The 16299-nt window shown below is 34.9% G+C and carries 16 protein-coding genes; 8 read left to right on the top strand and 8 right to left on the bottom strand.

The genetic code is table 11. The annotated features are described in order from the left end of the window. Positions 1-2640, bottom strand: a 2640-nt coding sequence (gene leuS, locus AB8B65_RS07315) for a leucine--tRNA ligase (protein ID WP_405300224.1), incomplete at its 3' end; no start/stop codon positions are given. Between the two features lie 279 nt (positions 2641-2919). Between leuS and AB8B65_RS07310 the strand changes: the two genes are divergently transcribed. From AB8B65_RS07310 to AB8B65_RS07300, 3 genes are all read left to right on the top strand, one after another. Continuing rightward, positions 2920-3798, top strand: a complete 879-nt coding sequence (locus tag AB8B65_RS07310; protein WP_405300223.1) for a cell division protein FtsX — start codon at positions 2920-2922, stop codon at positions 3796-3798. 12 nt (positions 3799-3810) lie between these two features. Next, entirely contained in the window at positions 3811-3981 is a 171-nt protein-coding gene (locus AB8B65_RS07305) for a hypothetical protein (RefSeq protein ID WP_405300222.1), read from the top strand. Between the two features lie 124 nt (positions 3982-4105). Continuing rightward, the gene (locus AB8B65_RS07300) at positions 4106-5470 is read left to right on the top strand and encodes a hypothetical protein (RefSeq protein WP_405300220.1); all 1365 of its coding nucleotides are present in this window, start codon (positions 4106-4108) and stop codon (positions 5468-5470) included. Positions 5471-5556: 86 nt separating this feature from the next. Here the strand turns inward: AB8B65_RS07300 and AB8B65_RS07295 are convergent, their stop codons facing one another. From AB8B65_RS07295 to AB8B65_RS07280, 4 genes are all read right to left on the bottom strand, one after another. After that, positions 5557-6078 carry an AidA/PixA family protein gene (locus AB8B65_RS07295; RefSeq protein WP_405300219.1) on the bottom strand — a complete coding sequence of 174 codons (522 nt, stop codon included), beginning with the start codon at positions 6076-6078 and terminating at the stop codon, positions 5557-5559. A 283-nt stretch (positions 6079-6361) separates the two neighbouring features. Further along, on the bottom strand, positions 6362-7111 hold the full coding sequence (locus AB8B65_RS07290) for a LytR/AlgR family response regulator transcription factor (protein ID WP_405300218.1): 750 nt from the start codon (positions 7109-7111) through the stop codon (positions 6362-6364). Beyond that, a complete protein-coding gene (locus AB8B65_RS07285) occupies positions 7098-8846 on the bottom strand; it encodes an ATP-binding protein (protein WP_405300217.1) in 1749 nt (582 codons plus the stop codon). Before AB8B65_RS07285 ends, AB8B65_RS07290 begins: the two co-directional genes overlap by 14 nt. Positions 8847-8947: 101 nt before the next feature. Then, on the bottom strand, positions 8948-9394 hold the full coding sequence (locus AB8B65_RS07280) for a hypothetical protein (RefSeq protein WP_405300216.1): 447 nt from the start codon (positions 9392-9394) through the stop codon (positions 8948-8950). A 340-nt stretch (positions 9395-9734) separates the two neighbouring features. Here AB8B65_RS07280 and AB8B65_RS07275 point away from each other — a divergent pair, with 340 nt between their 5' ends. From AB8B65_RS07275 to truB, 4 genes are all read left to right on the top strand, one after another. Continuing rightward, a complete protein-coding gene (locus AB8B65_RS07275) occupies positions 9735-10094 on the top strand; it encodes a hypothetical protein (protein ID WP_405300215.1) in 360 nt (119 codons plus the stop codon). A 153-nt stretch (positions 10095-10247) separates the two neighbouring features. Then, complete coding sequence (locus AB8B65_RS07270) at positions 10248-10496, top strand: DUF3098 domain-containing protein (RefSeq protein ID WP_405300225.1); 249 nt, start codon at positions 10248-10250, stop codon at positions 10494-10496. A gap of 3 nt (positions 10497-10499) precedes the next feature. Beyond that, a complete protein-coding gene (locus tag AB8B65_RS07265; RefSeq protein WP_405300214.1) occupies positions 10500-11297 on the top strand; it encodes an undecaprenyl-diphosphate phosphatase in 798 nt (265 codons plus the stop codon). Continuing rightward, positions 11298-11996: a tRNA pseudouridine(55) synthase TruB gene (truB, locus tag AB8B65_RS07260; protein ID WP_405300213.1), complete on the top strand. Its 699-nt coding sequence runs from the start codon at positions 11298-11300 to the stop codon at positions 11994-11996. 347 nt (positions 11997-12343) lie between these two features. Here truB and AB8B65_RS07255 read toward each other — a convergent pair whose 3' ends face one another. Then, on the bottom strand, positions 12344-12955 hold the full coding sequence (locus AB8B65_RS07255) for a thioredoxin family protein (protein WP_405300212.1): 612 nt from the start codon (positions 12953-12955) through the stop codon (positions 12344-12346). A gap of 159 nt (positions 12956-13114) precedes the next feature. On the opposite strand from AB8B65_RS07255, the gene AB8B65_RS07250 reads away from it, so the two are divergent. Then, complete coding sequence (locus AB8B65_RS07250; protein ID WP_405300211.1) at positions 13115-13696, top strand: DNA-3-methyladenine glycosylase I; 582 nt, start codon at positions 13115-13117, stop codon at positions 13694-13696. A gap of 163 nt (positions 13697-13859) precedes the next feature. Here the strand turns inward: AB8B65_RS07250 and aat are convergent, their stop codons facing one another. Both aat and AB8B65_RS07240 read right to left on the bottom strand, forming a co-directional pair. Then, the gene (gene aat, locus AB8B65_RS07245) at positions 13860-14489 is read right to left on the bottom strand and encodes a leucyl/phenylalanyl-tRNA--protein transferase (protein ID WP_405300210.1); all 630 of its coding nucleotides are present in this window, start codon (positions 14487-14489) and stop codon (positions 13860-13862) included. Between the two features lie 190 nt (positions 14490-14679). Next, a complete protein-coding gene (locus AB8B65_RS07240; RefSeq protein ID WP_405300209.1) occupies positions 14680-16071 on the bottom strand; it encodes a short-chain fatty acid transporter in 1392 nt (463 codons plus the stop codon). Between the last annotated feature and the right edge of the window lie 228 nt (positions 16072-16299).

Here is a 16299-nt window from a genome sequence, read left to right as displayed (position 1 = left end):
TTCTTCAAATACAGGAAATGGCACTGTTGAAATAGAACCTTCATGTCCTAATCGTGACCATAATTCTTCAGCAATATGCGGCGCATACGGTGAAACTAGAATCGTTAATGGTTCTAAGATTTCCTTGCTGTTGCATTTTTGTGCTGTTAATTCGTTCACACAAATCATAAACGTACTTACCGATGTATTGAATGAGAAGTTTTCAATGTCTTCTTCAACCTTTTTGATCGTTTTGTGTAATGTTTTCAAGTTGTCTTTCGTTGGTGCAGCGTCCGTAACTCTTGAAACACCTTCTTCTCCAACATATAGTTTCCACAATCTCTTTAAGAATCCAAAAACTCCAGAAATTCCTGCGGTATTCCATGGCTTTGCTTGTTCTAATGGTCCTAAGAACAATTCAAACAAACGTAGACTGTCTGCTCCGTATTCGTTACAGATATCATCTGGATTTACGACATTAAACCAACGTTTCGACATTTTTTCTACCTCACGCCCAACAACATATTTACCATCTTCTAAGATAAATTCTGCATCCTTAAATTGCGGCTGCCAAGCTTTTAAATCATTTACATCTAATTCATCAGACGTATTAATCATGTTTACATCAACACGAATTTCATCTAGTTCATGTGCTTCTTTTAGACCTTTAGATACATACGTATTTGTTCCTGTAATTCTATATACCAATGCACTCGTTCCCAAAATCATTCCTTGGTTGATGAGCTTTTTAAACGGTTCTTCAACACCAACAAAACCTCTGTCTTTTAAGAATTTTGTCCAGAAACGTGCATATAATAAATGTCCGGTTGCATGCTCGCTTCCACCAATGTATAAATCTACATTTTCCCAGTATTTTAAAGCGGCTGAACTTGCAAAGTCATCTTCGCGCAATGCTTTTTCCATGTAACGGAAGAAATACCAAGAACTTCCTGCCCAACCTGGCATGGTGTTGAGTTCTAGTGGATAGATTCCGTTGTCTTTAGATTCCGCATCAGGTGCGGAATGACAAAGCTCGTTACCTACACCTGTATTTGTATTTGTATCCCAAGCCCAAACCTCAGCGTTTCCTAATGGTGGTTCGCCTGTTTCGGTTGGCAAATATTTTTCTACTTCTGGCAATGCAATTGGTAAATGTTGTACATCAATCATTTGCGGCATTCCGTTTACATAGTATACTGGAAATGGTTCGCCCCAATAACGCTGACGCGAGAATACGGCATCGCGCAAACGATAGTTTATTTTTCCTTTTCCGAAACCGCGCTTTTCCATTTCGTAAATCACGGTTTTCATTGCTTTTTTGTATGATAATCCGTTTAGGAAATCAGAGTTTGCAATTTTGACACCTTCTTTTTCACTGCATGCTTCTTCCGAAATATCTACATTTTCAAAGATGTTTGGAATTTCTAATCCGAAGTGATTTGCAAAGTCATAATCACGTTGATCTCCACATGGAACTGCCATGACTGCGCCTGTTCCGTAGCTTGCCAATACGTAATCGCCAATCCATATTTGCACTTTTTCTCCCGTAAACGGATGCAATGCATACGCACCTGTAAATACACCAGAAATGGTTTTTACATCTGCCATACGTTCGCGTTCACTTCTTTTTGAAGTTGCTGCTTTATAAGTCTCAACTGCTTCTTTTTGATCAGGCGTTGTAATTTTTGCTACTAAATCGTGTTCTGGCGCTAATGTCATAAAACTTACACCGTATATTGTATCTGGTCGTGTTGTAAATACGTCAATATTCGCATCGTGTCCATCTACTTTGAACGAAACCATTGCTCCTTGCGAACGACCAATCCAATTGGTTTGTGAGTCTTTTAGCGGTTGTGGCCAGTCAATTGTATTCAAACCATCCAATAAACGTTGTGCATACGCAGAGATTCGCATGCTCCATTGGGTCATTTTTTTACGTACCACAGGATGTCCGCCACGTTCGGAAACTCCGTTAACGATTTCATCATTCGCTAATACGGTTCCTAACCCAGGGCACCAATTTACTTCTGTTTCCGCCAAATACGTAAGTCTGTATTTTAGCAGTATTTGTTCTTTAGTTTTAGCATCGTACTGTGTCCATTCTGCGGAAGCGAAAACAGCGATATCATCATCAGAGATAGCTTTTACAGTTGCGTTTCCGTCTGCTTCAAATTTCGCGATTAGCGTATCAATATGTTCTGCTTTGTCCGTTTCGATATTATACCACGAATTGAACAATTCAATAAAAATCCATTGTGTCCATTTGTAATACGCAGGTTCTGAGGTGCGGACTTCTCTACTCCAATCGAACGAGAAACCAATTTTGTCTAGTTGCTCACGGTAACGCGCCACATTTGTTTTTGTGGTAATTGCAGGATGCTGTCCTGTTTGAATTGCATACTGTTCTGCGGGCAATCCGAAACTATCATATCCTTGCGGATGTAATACGTTGAATCCTTTGTGACGCTTGTAACGCGCGTAAATATCTGAAGCAATATAGCCTAATGGATGACCCACGTGTAATCCTGCTCCAGATGGATACGGAAACATGTCGAGCACGTAATATTTTGGTTTGTCAGAATTATTTTCGGCATGGAATGTTCCGTTTTCTGCCCAATATTTTTGCCACTTGGCTTCAATTTCGTTGAAATTGTACTTCATGTTGATTACTTTTAAAGAAGGGCAAATTTAGTAGTTTTTTGTTTATTTTTGATTTGTTTGTTTGTCTTTTTGTTGATTTGATGATTTGTTGATTCGTTGATTCTTCGGTTTGGGGATTTGTTTGTTTGTTTGTCAGTTTGTTGTTTGGTATTGCTTAGAAACCTTCGCATTGTATACGAATTCATTTTGATTTACGTTTTGATTTAAAACGACATTTGTTTTTAAAATTCAAGATTTATAATATTTAATTTATAATTTTACCTAATTAACGCACTGTTTATGAGTTCTTCTTTTGAAAAGTATCAAAAAAAACGATTGATTTCTTCTTATTTTTCTGTGGTATTGAGTACGACACTTGTACTTTTTTTACTTGGAATTTTAGGATTGTTGGTTTTGAATACGAAGAATGTAGCCGATTATTATAAGGAACAGATTGCATTGACCGTGTATTTGAAAGATAGCGCGAAAGATGTAGAGATTAAACAGTTGCAAAAAACCTTAGCGTTGGCGGAGTATACGAAATCGACCGATTTTGTTTCAAAAGATACTGCCGCAGCCAATTTAACTGCGGAGATTGGAGAAGATTTTGTAGCGTATTTGGGTGAAAATCCATTGTTGAATTCGCTTGATGTGTATTTGAAAACAGAATTTGTTTCTGGAACGAAGTTGGATGAAATTGCTGCCGAGATTAACGAAAAGAATTTTGTAGAAGAAGTGACTTTTGATAAGCCTTTGGTTTCTAAACTGAATGCAAATATTAAGCGTGTTGGCTTCGGAATTTTAATCGCCTGTATCTTTTTTGCTTTTGTAGCTGCGTTATTGATTAATAGTTCTATTCGTCTTTCTGTGTATGCAAAACGTTTTACGATTAAAACCATGCAAATGGTTGGTGCTACAAAAGGATTTATTCGCAAGCCTTTTATTTGGAAAAGTGTAAAAATGGGTATTATTGCTACCATTTTAGCATTGGCTGGCATGGCAGGTGCGTTGTATTATGCCGATAAATCGTTGCCACAGTTAAAACTTACTAGCGATTTAACGAATGTAGGAATTGTGTTTGCTGGAATTTTTGTGATTGGAATTTTGATTACGCTAATCAGCAGTTATTTTGCAACACAGCGTTTCTTGAATTTGCGCACCGATGAGTTGTATTATTAATTAGTTGATTTGATGAAAAAATCCATACTTCCTCTTATTTTAATTGTTGCCAGCGTTGTTATGATTGTTGTCAATATTGTGTCTTCCGATGATTTTGATCGTGGTTTTTGGATGCGATCTATTTCTAGTATTTTACTGATTTTCGCTATGATTTTAACCATTCGCAGTCAACAACAAAAGTAAATAGTTCCTTTTTACTCTAAACAAGATTAGGCTTCATTTAATGTATAAACGTACGAGTCAAACTGTATTATTTTGATATATTGTTGCAATTAATATAATTATGCAGCATACTATCTAAATTTATATGGGAATTTTTGACTTTTTTAAACGTAAAAATGAGACTTCATCTAACCAGTTTAGCACAAATAAAAATACTGAAACTTCCGCAGTATATAAGGTAGTTTCAAAGTATAATGAATATTCCAAGCTATTTGTCAATATGATGGCAAATGGAGATTATGCACCAATTGCTGCATACGAGAAATCTACTGGAGAAATTATAGGGTATTTGTATACGACAGAAGACATGAGTTATACAATTTCTGCCGAAGAAGTGATTACCGCGATGAAAAAGGAGTTTGCAACGAGAATGGATACAGGAAGTATTAAATCGTATGCAATTTTTTACCATTCAACTTCTAGTAATGATAATCAGCATGCCATTGCAGATAGTTATACGCAGCCAACAGCAATTTCTATTATTTTAAAAAATGATCAAGGTTTTGATGTCATGGTTGGAATTCCGTACCAATACAAAGACGAAGGCTTTTCTGTGGGACCAATGTCAGATGTGACTGCAAGTGAGTTTCAAGAAGTGTTAAATGTACCATTGTTAGATGATAAAGATTATTTTCAAGAACGTATTGTAAGCAACGCTAAAACAGTTGAAAATGAATTTGGAGTTACTATTAAGACTGTAAATACAGGAAGTGTTGGCGATTTGTGGAGAGGTATTTTTGGATTTGAATATTTTGAAACAATGCAACCCGACTTTTTGTATGAGTTTATTGAATTAGCACAAACCGAAAATAAACCGATACATGAAGTGAATACCGTAAGCGTGCATCAATTGGATTTTGATTGGATGAATTTACGCGTCATTTGCAACAATCGGCACATGCTTTCGGCGTTTCCGCGCATAAAAACAACTACAAAAATTGACGTTACGTTAAAACAGATCGATCAACGTGAACATATACAAGATTTAGAAGCCATTGTACACGGCGGCGGAAGAGACACATTTGCCATTCGTTTTTATGCAACCGATTATGCGTTTACTAGTGGAAAATATCTTTCCAATACTACATTACAAATGAAACTCAGCGGCATTATTTATGTGCTTGATGCGCATACGGAAGCAGATGACACCTTGGAAGATGGCACAAAGTTTAGTCCCGATTTTTGCATGTATATGCCAGGACAAGAATGGGCGGAGTTTGGTTGTTTTGACTTTATTGGCAAGTTAGAAAGTATGAAAGAAGTAACCGTATTTAATAATGAAGCACACAGCGGATATATACTAAGAATCAAGCTGATTAATAATGAAGAGATTGAAGATTTTTTCACAATTGATATGTTTGTGAATAAGAAAAACATGCGTATTACCAATCTTGAAGTTGGTATGAAATTGACAGGAATGTTTCAGTTGTTAGGTGAAATTGCTGATTAATTTTATGTAATTACAAACATATTTTATAAAAAAACAAAGCCACTTGTATAAAGCAGCTTTGTTTCTCGGTAGTTTAGTTGATAAACTTAGTTTGAGATATTGATGAATGGATCCCAGATAAAATATCCTTGACTGTTTCCATTTTCATCTATAAGCTGAAAAGTGATTGTATATTGTACAGATCCTGAACCTGTAACCATTCCGGAATAACAGTAATCTTCATAGTTTACTGCTGTTGGTGGCACAGTAGCACTTCCTACGTATAATTTAACACTTAAATCTAATGATAATGGATTGATCAAGTTTTCGCCAGAACCTGCATGCCAGTTTGTTAATATGACATTGCTTGATGTTCCGCCTCCTGGACATGTTCCCATCCATCTTACAGTATCACCTACATTTGCTTTTACTGTTAATTCTGATTTTGCTTGATTGTTTACTACAAACTCACTTGCGGTAATCATATAAATATATGCATCGGATGTTCCGTTAGCTCCTAAGTTATATGGATTGCTGGCTGTTCCTGCGCCTCCTAATTTTTTGTCTGCTACTGCTTCTAATACAGAAACCGCATCTACTACTGTTAAAATATCTATTGTATTTGACATGATTTTATTTTTTTGGTTGGTTCCTTACTCTTTTGGCTTTTCAGGTTCCGCCTTGTTTTTTTATGTGATACAACTTCACAATCGTAACTAATATGAAATAGGCTAGCTTTTATTTCTGATGTAAAACTACACAGGAACCGTTCGCAAAGAGCGAAAAATGTCATAGCACAAGATTTCTTTTCCATGAAGCACGGAAAAAATGGCATATTGATTTTTGAAGATTTTTTACAACAGCTTTTTTAGATTTATTTGTTTGAACTGTTGTTGAATTTATACGAAGCTACTATTTTAACGTATGTAAATTTTTAATGATCGTTTTGTACTTTTCACTTAAAGGCACATGATGATTGCTAGATAGCATGATGAGATTGTCAGCAAGTACGATTTCTTCTATTTTTTGAGAATTTACAATGTAGTTTCTGTGTGTTTTTGTGAAGATCGTTGGATTTAATAGTCTGGAAATTTTCGTCAATGAAATCATAATGACAAACTTTTCTTTTTCTGTGATGATGTTACAGTATTTTTCTTCTACTTGAATGTATACGATTTCTAAGAGTCCTACTTTTTTAAGTGATTTTCCTTTTTTGATGAATAAATGATCGTCCGTAATCACCGTATTTTCCTTTTTACTGAGAAATACATTTTGTTGTGCGTAAAATTTTTCGACTGCCATTTCAATCGCATATAAAATTTCCAATTCATTGAAAGGTTTCATTAAATAGCTAAATGGCTGTGTGAGTTTGGCGCGTTGAAATATTTGACGATCCGTAGAACTCGTTAAAAACACAAAAGGTTTGGATGCATTTGGTACTGTGTTAATGGTTTCGGCAAAGGAAATTCCGTCAGGAACACCATCTAAAAATATATCAATAATAGCAATATCAATTTTTACATTTCCATAAAATAAAGTCAGTGCTTCTTTGAAGGTTGTTGCTACTGCGACCACATGATATCCATTTTCTTGAAGTACTTTTGTAAGTTTCGTGCTTTGCGCAGGTGTATCTTCGACAATAAGTACGTTAATTTGCTCCATTAGGTAGGTTTTTACGTAAAGATACAATCATTTTTGTTCCTTTTCCTAATTCGCTTTCTATGGCAAATTTTCCTTTGTTTTTTTGAATCATCGATTTACATAATTGCATGCCCAATCCGGTTCCTATGATGTGTTTGTTTTCTTTTTTGGCAAGTGTTACCGAATCGTTTAGTAGTTGTAAACGCGTGGTTTCACTCATTCCCATACCTGTATCTTCAATGACTAAATCACAGTAATTTTCTGAAGTATTTCTGGTATATACTGTAATTTTATCATTCGGGTTTGAAAATTTAATTGCATTGTCTAGTAAGTTTCTTAGTATAATTTTCAGTGATTCCTGATCCGCCACAGCAATTTCATCTTCCGAAACTTTATTTTTAAACTCAATCTTTTTGTCGAGCAGTAAAGGTTTGTAGTTGTACGCGGTTTGTTCCACAATAAAAAACAAATGCATGTTTTCCATTTCAAAATACGATTGCTCGGTTTGCAACAATGCCCAATGCAGTAAATTATCGAGCAAATTATACGCGCCATTTACAATAGCACTGTTTGTATTGAGTAAGGTATCTAAAGCATTAAAATTTTTGGCTTCTAGGTTTTCCGACAATTCTGTATTGCTTGTTTTTAAAGCATGTACGGACGAGCGCAAATCGTGACTTACCACAGAAAAAAGCTTGTCTTTCATGGCATTTAATTCATCCAAACTTTCTTTTTGTGCCACAATGATTTTATTGGTTTTTACTTTTTCTTTGTAAAAATAGATAACCGCTATTAAAATCAGCATGAGAATGACCGCTAAGTAAATGAATCTATTTCGCTCCGCTTGTTTCAATTTGTTTTCTATTGCCAACGCATTTACTTCTTCCTGTTTTTTATTGACTGCGAGTTCTTTTTCGAGCTTTCCAATTGCCCAATTTCGATCGCGATCATTCAAAACATCTTTATATTTAATGACTTCATCTGTATATTGCAATGCTAACACATAATTTTTACGGTTTCTCTCCACAATCGACATGTTTTTTGCGGCTTCAAGCTTTAAACCGTAATCATCTATTTTTTGAGAAAGTTTGTATGCTTTTTCATAATAAGGTATGGCATTTTCATCTAAATATTGTTCATAGTAAAAACTTGCAATATTTCCATAAGTTCCAATAAGTTCAAGCGTATCTTTATTTTTTTCATGCAATGAAATACTTCGCTGAAAGTAAGTGTTTGCGATATCGTACTGTTTTAAATGCAAATAACACGAGCCAATATTTTCTTCAATATTTGCTTTTTTTAATCCTTTTAAATTAGCTGTTCCTATAGAATCTATAACTTTATAATACTGAATTGCTTTTTGAAACTGAAGTTGTTCAAAGGCAATTCCGCCTAAAATAATTTTGACATTATTATACAATGGAAAGTCCTTCGAAATTTTAAAAAGTTCGGTCTTAGCTTCATTCAGTATACTTTTATTTCTAAAAATGAGCCCTCTAAAAAAGTGACAATAATTTGTAACTTGAATGTTATTTTCTTTACTGATGAGTTGTTTGGAAGTATACACTAAGGTAGAATCCCATTGATGGGCTAAAAAGAATGTTTTTGCTTTGTGAAAGTCTGGAAAATCATTGAATTTTTCTGTTTCTTTTTGCACCGTTTTTTCAAAAGGACTTAATGTTTCTTCTTGCGAAAACAACAATGAAGAACTCATCCATAAAAAGACAATTACAATACGTACATACTTAACTTTCATTGGGAAATATTTACATCAATGTAGCTAAATTTTAAACATAAAAAAAGTAGCGTTCTGCCAAACACTACTTTTTTATCATAAAATATGATTTACGTACAATCTTACATTTCTCTTTTTACTGTAGTGGTTGTTCCTCTTGAAGTTTCTGGATCTACATTTGTTAAAAAAAACGTCACTTGCATTTCTTCCAGAGTAACATCAAAATTTGAAAGTTTTACATTATAAACATGTGGTTTATAAACTGAATTTTCTTTAACATCATAATCATACGCAATATTTACAATTCGTATTTCTTTAGCTTTATCACTGTTTGGATCTTCAAAAACTATGATCTCCAAACAATGTGATATGGATGAAGCTGAAAATTCTGCCTCCAAATACAAAGTAACAGGTATACTTACTTCAGTTTTATCTTTAGAAACTCGTATTGTTTTAGGTGTTATTGGCGCTGGCACTAGATGTTTGAAGATGTTCCCTTGTTCTAACAATTCAATTGGGATTATCTTCTCTGTTACTTTATCGCGGTTTTGTTCTGTCATTACATTCATACGAATATGGTTTAAAAGTTAATACTACTTAAAGAATTACTTTTTTAGGCTAGTAATTCTTTAACAAAGAGACACTAAAAAAATATACACATTTAAAAAAATTCCTTAAAACCTGTTATTTTATCCATAAAGCAAGGAAAATGATGCATAACGGTTTTTTACAGAAATAGTGGTAAATCCTTTGATATACAGAATAAACATTAACAGACTTTAACCCTTTATTATAAAATAATTAGGAGTTTCTTGAGTTATCTTTATAGCAACAAATCAAACCCAAAGTTTATGATGAAAATATTTACGTGATTGAATTAAGACATTTTAATTTTTAAAAATTATACTTATGAGAAGGTTCACATTTATATTTTTAGGCATAGCACTTGTTGTATTTTTAGCATATTCGTTCAAGCCAGTAACTACGGTTAAATCGGACGATTGTGTGCTTATTTCTGGAAAAATAGTTTCCGTTACACAAGGAGACGCTAACAATATACAAATCCGATTGGAAAATGATAGCCATTACTATTACATCGATCGTGGCTTGGAGAAAGGAATAAATTTAAAGCAATTAAGTTCAAAAGTTTTAAATAAAACCGTTACTTTGTACTGTCCGAACCGATGGACAATCGTTAATCCTGATGGAATTATTCCACAAATTTCACAATTGGAAAAAGGCACAACCGTTGTTTACAGCGAGTTTTAACTGTGCTTATTTTAGGATACTGATATCGGTCGGCACTTGTAAACTTGAGCGTACATGAAAAACAAAAAGTCAAAAAGTAACCGCAAAAAAGAAAAAATTACTCCTCAAAAAACTCAGGAGAAAATTTCTGCACCCAAAAATAATTCGTCAACAATAGAAAATACACCACATATACAACAAGGGTTTATTTTTGGACGAAAAAACTACAAGTTTATGTTTATCGGCTTGGCTGTTATTGCCTTTGGATTTATCCTAATGGCTGGCGGCGGAAGCGACGATCCAAATGTATTTAACGAAGCTATCTTTAGCATGCGTAGAATCCACATTGCACCGATGGTAATCGTTATTGGATTCGCAATAGAAGTGTACGCCATATTGTTAAATCCGAATTCAGACTCATAATTCATGGACCTTATTAATTCAATCATCCTTGGTATAATTCAAGGACTAACGGAGTTTCTACCTGTTTCGTCAAGCGGACATATTGAACTCGGAAAAGCCATCTTAGGTGTCGAAGTTGAAGAAAATATGCTATTCACAGTTGTTTTACATTTTGCAACTGCCCTAAGTACCATTGTTATTTTTAGAAAAGACATTCTCGAATTACTCAACGGTATATTTCAATTCAAATGGAATGAAGAATCAAAATTTGCGCTCAAAGTAATCATTTCTATGATTCCTGCCGCAGTAGTTGGTATTTACTTTGAAGACCAACTAGAAGCACTATTTGATGGAAACATTCTCTTAGTTGGCTGCATGTTGATTGTTACTGCAATCCTACTCTATTTTGCCGACAAAGCTAAAAACACTAAGAAAAAAGTAAGTTACTCAAATGCAGTTGTCATTGGTATATCGCAAGCCATTGCAATGTTGCCAGGAATTTCGCGTTCGGGCGCTACCATTTCTACATCTGTGTTACTTGGAAACGACAAAACCAAAGCAGCACGTTTTTCATTTTTAATGGTTGTTCCGTTAATTTTTGGAAAAATGGCAAAAGATATTTTTAGTGGTGAGCTTGCGCTAGAAAGTGATGATATACTTCCACTTTCAGCAGGATTTATTGCAGCATTTATCGCTGGATTGTTTGCCTGTACTTGGATGATTAATTTGGTAAAAAAGAGCAAACTCTCATATTTCTCTATTTATTGTTTGGTAGTCGGATTGATTGCTATTGGCTACGTAGGATATCAAACGTATGTATAAATGAAAACCCTAGAAGAATACCTTGCCGGACAAACTTTATTGATCGATAAACCTTTAAATTGGTCTTCGTTTCAAGCCGTAAACAAAGTCAAATTAGCATTAAAATCACGCTTTCAACTACGAAAACTAAAAGTTGGACATGCAGGAACTTTAGATCCGTTAGCTAGTGGATTGTTAGTGATTTGTATCGGAAAAGACACAAAGAAAATTACAGGTTTTCAAGGTCAAGAAAAAGAATATATAGGAACATTTACACTTGGAAACACCACTCCTTCATACGATTTAGAAACTGAAATTAACGAAACTTTCCCAACAGCACACATTACTGAAAAACTAATTTATGAAACTGGATTAGATTTTTTTGGTGAAATTGATCAAGTACCACCCGTTTTTTCTGCTCTGAAAAAAGATGGACAACGCATGTATAAATTGGCAAGAGCTGGTGAAGTCATCGAAGTTGATTCTCGAAAGGTATTTATTCACGAATTTGAAATTACCCGAATTGAACTTCCCGAAGTGGATTTTAGAGTAGTTTGTAGCAAAGGAACTTACATTCGTTCATTAGCGTACGATTTTGGAAAAGCATTGAATTCTGGCGCGCATCTTTCTGCTTTGCGTCGTACAAAAATTGGTGACTTTGATGTGAAAAATGCTATTACTCCAGAGTTTTTTGGAGACAGCTTGAGAGTTGGGAATTAGTATTGAGATGTGCACTTCGATTTCGCTTAGTGTACTAATTTTCTATTTTGCTACTTTCTTAGTTTCACTTTACGAGATACGTCAGATTGAGTGATTTTTCGGAATAGAATGAAGAAAAATTGTATCGAAATCTACTTTGAAAAAACTTTAAACTGTAACAATCGTAAGCTGTTCTCGATACAAATTTGCTTTCAATTTCGACTACGCTCAATGTGACAGCAAATCCACTCGAAATGACGTTCTGATTTACACTTCGACTTCGCTCAGTGTACATTCAAAAACAAAAAAAAGGATCAAAAACATCTTTCAATATTTCAATCCTTGAATTTCTTAATTTTGAATAAGAACTACACCAATTTCAATAAATCTGCTACCGTATTTTGTCCTTTATCTTTATTATACCAAACTTGCAAATCTTGCTTAAATTCTGGTGTTAACTTTCCGTGTGCAGCTTTGTAATCATTTACCAATTGTGTTGCCTTTGTCGGTCTTGGTCCCCAATCGCCAATAACATTTCCAGACGCATTATCAATAGCAATTAACTTCGGAATGGATTTCCCACCATTGGTTAAAAATTCGTTCATCAAAGCTTCATTCTCATCTCTTAACACAACTTTCATTGTAATATTGTCATTCAATGCTGCTACTTTATTAATTACGGGCATTGTTTGTGCAGCATCACCACACCAGCTCTCGGTCAATACCAACCATGTAACATCGCCATTATACGATTTTATTTCCGCAACAGCTTCTTCAGTTAATTTTGTGGTTTTATCCAAACGTTTCATACGCTTGTCATTTAACATAGAATAGTTAGACAATGCTTCTGTTTGCAATTCTCCTGTCGATTTCCCTTCGGCTACTAAATTTTGCACTAAAGTTCTATATTCTTGATATGAAATTGCTCTCGTTAAACTTTCTTCTATACTATGTTTTACATGTGTATCTGTCATTATCATCTTAAATTTTTTATACACAAATTCAGTCGTAGTTTTCTACAAAACTTACGTACGTTCTATTTGTGCTTTTTTTGTGGTTCGTGCAAAGCGTTGTAAATTTACAAAACGATTTAGAGATGCTGACTGCTATTTGTCATGAAATAATTAAAATCATAAGAAATGAATTTTACCGAAAAAAGAAGATGTGCTTGGTGCGGAAACGATCCTTTGTATGTTGCCTATCATGATGAAGAATGGGGCGTTCCTGTATATGACGATGACAAACTGTTTGAATTTTTAATTCTAGAGACGTTTCAAGCAGGTTTGAGCTGGATTACCATTCTGCGGAAGCGTGAAAATTTCAGAAAAGCTTTTGACAATTTTGACTATAAAAAGATTGCGCAATATGAAGAAGATAAATACAATAGTTTACTGGAAGATGCTGGAATCATCCGAAATAAGCTAAAAATCAAAGCTACTATTAGCAATGCACTCGCTTTTATGAAAGTGCAGGAAGAGTTTGGTAGCTTCTCTAAATATATTTGGGAATTTACGGATGGAAAACCGATTCAGAATGCATTTACGAATAGAAACGATGTGCCTGCAACTACTGAAATTTCAGATAAGTTGAGTAAAGATTTGAAAAAACGTGGTTTTAAATTTGTTGGTTCAACCGTAATATATGCGCACATGCAAGCTACAGGAATGGTGAACGATCATACTACAACTTGTTTCCGATATGATGAATTAAAGAATGAATAATAGCAACAGTAATCACATAATCATTCGTGAATTCGTGACAAAAAACTCGTATTTCAATACTTTAATTATTGTTTCAAAGCACTTCTTTATACGTTTTTCTTTTGAAAACTACTCGAAGTGACGGTTGGAAGTTCAAACCAAAAATGATTGCCTACCTATAACTTTACAAGTACGACAAAAATACCTCACGCGGTACTTCATACGCACCTAAACTCGCTAAATGATTGGTATGCATTTGACAATCGATGATTTGGCAGCCGTTTGCTTTTAATCGTTGTACTAAGTGAATGAATCCAAATTTACTGGCGTTGCTTTCAAAAGCAAACATGCTTTCACCACAGAAAACATGTCCTAAATTTACGCCATACAAACCGCCAACAAGTTTATCGCCGCGCCAAACTTCCACGGAAGTGACATGTCCAAGTTTGTACAACTCAATATAGGCTTCTTCCATTTCATTGGTAATCCACGTGTCGCCTTGTCCTGGACGATGAATCAATGCACAGGCACGAATTACTTGTTCAAAAGCCGTATTATAAGTTACCGTAAATGTTTCTCGACGCAGCAATTGCTTCATACTTTTTGACACTTTTAAATCGTCTGGAAACAATACCATTCGCGGATCTGGCGACCACCAAATAATAGGTTCGTCGTCGCTGTACCAAGGAAAAATTCCGCTTTTATACGCTAATAATAAACGTGCAGGTTTTAAATCGCCACCAATTGCCAAAACACCTTCTGATGAAGTTTCTGAAACTGGTGGAAACACGATTTCGTTAGTTAAAAGATACATTTAATTGTTGTTTTCTGAGGTTTCACTAAAGAAAAGAAATGGTAATCCTTTGATTTTTAGTATTTTTTTGCCAAATTTGTAATTAGTCTTAATATAATTAAACGTTTATTTTCATCATTGCTTTTTGAATTAGTATATGAAGACTAAAGCCTAAAACCACAATATTAAGTCCCGTTTTGCGGGACTTTTTTTATAGCAATAATAAGCCTAAAACATATACTAAAATGCCTACTAACATTAAAATAAGCGTGTATGGCAATATTTCTTTCGCTTTTAATCGTGTGATGCCTAATAGTGGTAATGCCCAAAATGGCTGCAACATGTTTGTAATTTGATCGCCATAAGACAACGCCATGACTGCTTTTGGTAATGGTACGCCCAATTCTATTGCCGATTGTATTACGATTGGACCTTGCACAGCCCATTGTCCGCCACCACTTGGCACAAAAATATTCACCAATCCTGCGCTAAAAAATGTATAAATTGGCAAGGTTGTTTCGTTGGCGACAGCTACAAAACTATCTGAAATCATTCCGACCATTCCGGAGCTTTTCATAATGCCCATGATTCCAAAATACAATGGAAACTGAATTAAAATTCCCGAAGTTCCTTTGATGGCTTCTTCTACCGCATTGAGAAAACTTTTGAAATTTCCATGCAATACAATTGCCAAGCCTAACATGAAAAAATTGAGCATGTTGGGTGAAATTTTTATGCTTGAAAGCGAACTTAAATTTTTTGCATATTGAATAAAGAATACGATTAAAAGTAAGACTCCAAACGAAATGGCAACCACGGAAGAATGATCTAATTTTTCAGCGCCTTCAACAGTTTCGCTATCTTTTTTATTGAATTGATATTTGGGTAGATTTAGTTTTGTCGGCACTGCTTTTTTCGCGAGAAGACTTAATACGAGTGGAATTAAGACGAGTAGAATTCCAAATAAAAGTAAATTCCACCAACTAAAAATCGTACTACTTGACGTGATGACTTCTGGAACTTGTCCAAACTGATCCACTGTCAAAACGCCATTCATCATCTCATGCAAATGTCCTTGTTCCGCTACTTTTGAAGGTGCCGAACCACTAATTCCGCCATGCCAAACCATCAAACCTACATAACCTGCTGCGCCAACGAGCGGATAATTGATTGGAATGTTATGTTCCTGCGCTCGCTCGCCTACTTTTCTAGCTAAAATGGCGCCAAAGATTAAACCCAATCCCCAATTGAAAAATGCGACAATCATCGTCGTAACACTGACTAAAACAACTGCATTTGTAGTATTTGTGACCGATTTTGTGAGCGTTAAAATCAGCGAATTCATCGGTTTGCTCAGCACCAATACGTGTCCGAGTACGAGAATCAGCATCATTTGATAGGCAAAAACCATCAAGCTTGAATTCCAAATTCCATCTTCCCAAAAAGATAAAACCTTAACCAAATGATCAAAAGTAGTTACCTCTTTTGGCTGTGTAAAAAACGTTGCCAATACAATCGTCACCAACGTTAACAATACCGCAATGGTAAATGGCGAAGGCAAATACTTATTAAAGATGGTTTCGATGGTTTTGGTAATGCGCATGGTTGATTTTTGGATCAATTTACGAATTTTTTAGATCGCTATCGCTGTTAGACATTAGACCGCTTCGCTTTTAGATTGTTAGACTTCTTTTATTTGCCATTTCGAGGAAACATGACGAAGTACTTGCGCTGAACTTGTTGAAGTGATCTGTTCGTAAACATACTGAAATTCGTTTTTCAAATGAACAGATTGCCACAAGTTTTTTTAAAACTTTCGCAAAGACGTTTC

Origin of the sequence: Kordia sp., assembly GCF_045105435.1 — a bacterium.
Lineage (GTDB): Bacteria > Bacteroidota > Bacteroidia > Flavobacteriales > Flavobacteriaceae > Kordia.
Note: the sequence above shows the minus strand (reverse complement) of the source record. Positions and strands in the feature narration are given on the sequence as shown.

Bases quoted from the DNA above. Each gene is read 5' to 3' on its own strand.
- AB8B65_RS07310 (WP_405300223.1), top strand. From the start codon at position 2,920: ATGAGTTCTTCTTTTGAAAAGTATCAAAAAAAACGATTGATTTCTTCT.
- AB8B65_RS07305 (WP_405300222.1), top strand. From the start codon at position 3,811: ATGAAAAAATCCATACTTCCTCTTATTTTAATTGTTGCCAGCGTTGTT.
- AB8B65_RS07300 (WP_405300220.1), top strand. From the start codon at position 4,106: ATGGGAATTTTTGACTTTTTTAAACGTAAAAATGAGACTTCATCTAAC.
- AB8B65_RS07295 (WP_405300219.1), bottom strand. From the start codon at position 6,078: ATGTCAAATACAATAGATATTTTAACAGTAGTAGATGCGGTTTCTGTA.
- AB8B65_RS07290 (WP_405300218.1), bottom strand. From the start codon at position 7,111: ATGGAGCAAATTAACGTACTTATTGTCGAAGATACACCTGCGCAAAGC.
- AB8B65_RS07285 (WP_405300217.1), bottom strand. From the start codon at position 8,846: ATGAAAGTTAAGTATGTACGTATTGTAATTGTCTTTTTATGGATGAGT.
- AB8B65_RS07280 (WP_405300216.1), bottom strand. From the start codon at position 9,394: ATGAATGTAATGACAGAACAAAACCGCGATAAAGTAACAGAGAAGATA.
- AB8B65_RS07275 (WP_405300215.1), top strand. From the start codon at position 9,735: ATGAGAAGGTTCACATTTATATTTTTAGGCATAGCACTTGTTGTATTT.
- AB8B65_RS07265 (WP_405300214.1), top strand. From the start codon at position 10,500: ATGGACCTTATTAATTCAATCATCCTTGGTATAATTCAAGGACTAACG.
- truB (WP_405300213.1), top strand. From the start codon at position 11,298: ATGAAAACCCTAGAAGAATACCTTGCCGGACAAACTTTATTGATCGAT.
- AB8B65_RS07255 (WP_405300212.1), bottom strand. From the start codon at position 12,955: ATGATAATGACAGATACACATGTAAAACATAGTATAGAAGAAAGTTTA.
- AB8B65_RS07250 (WP_405300211.1), top strand. From the start codon at position 13,115: ATGAATTTTACCGAAAAAAGAAGATGTGCTTGGTGCGGAAACGATCCT.
- aat (WP_405300210.1), bottom strand. From the start codon at position 14,489: ATGTATCTTTTAACTAACGAAATCGTGTTTCCACCAGTTTCAGAAACT.
- AB8B65_RS07240 (WP_405300209.1), bottom strand. From the start codon at position 16,071: ATGCGCATTACCAAAACCATCGAAACCATCTTTAATAAGTATTTGCCT.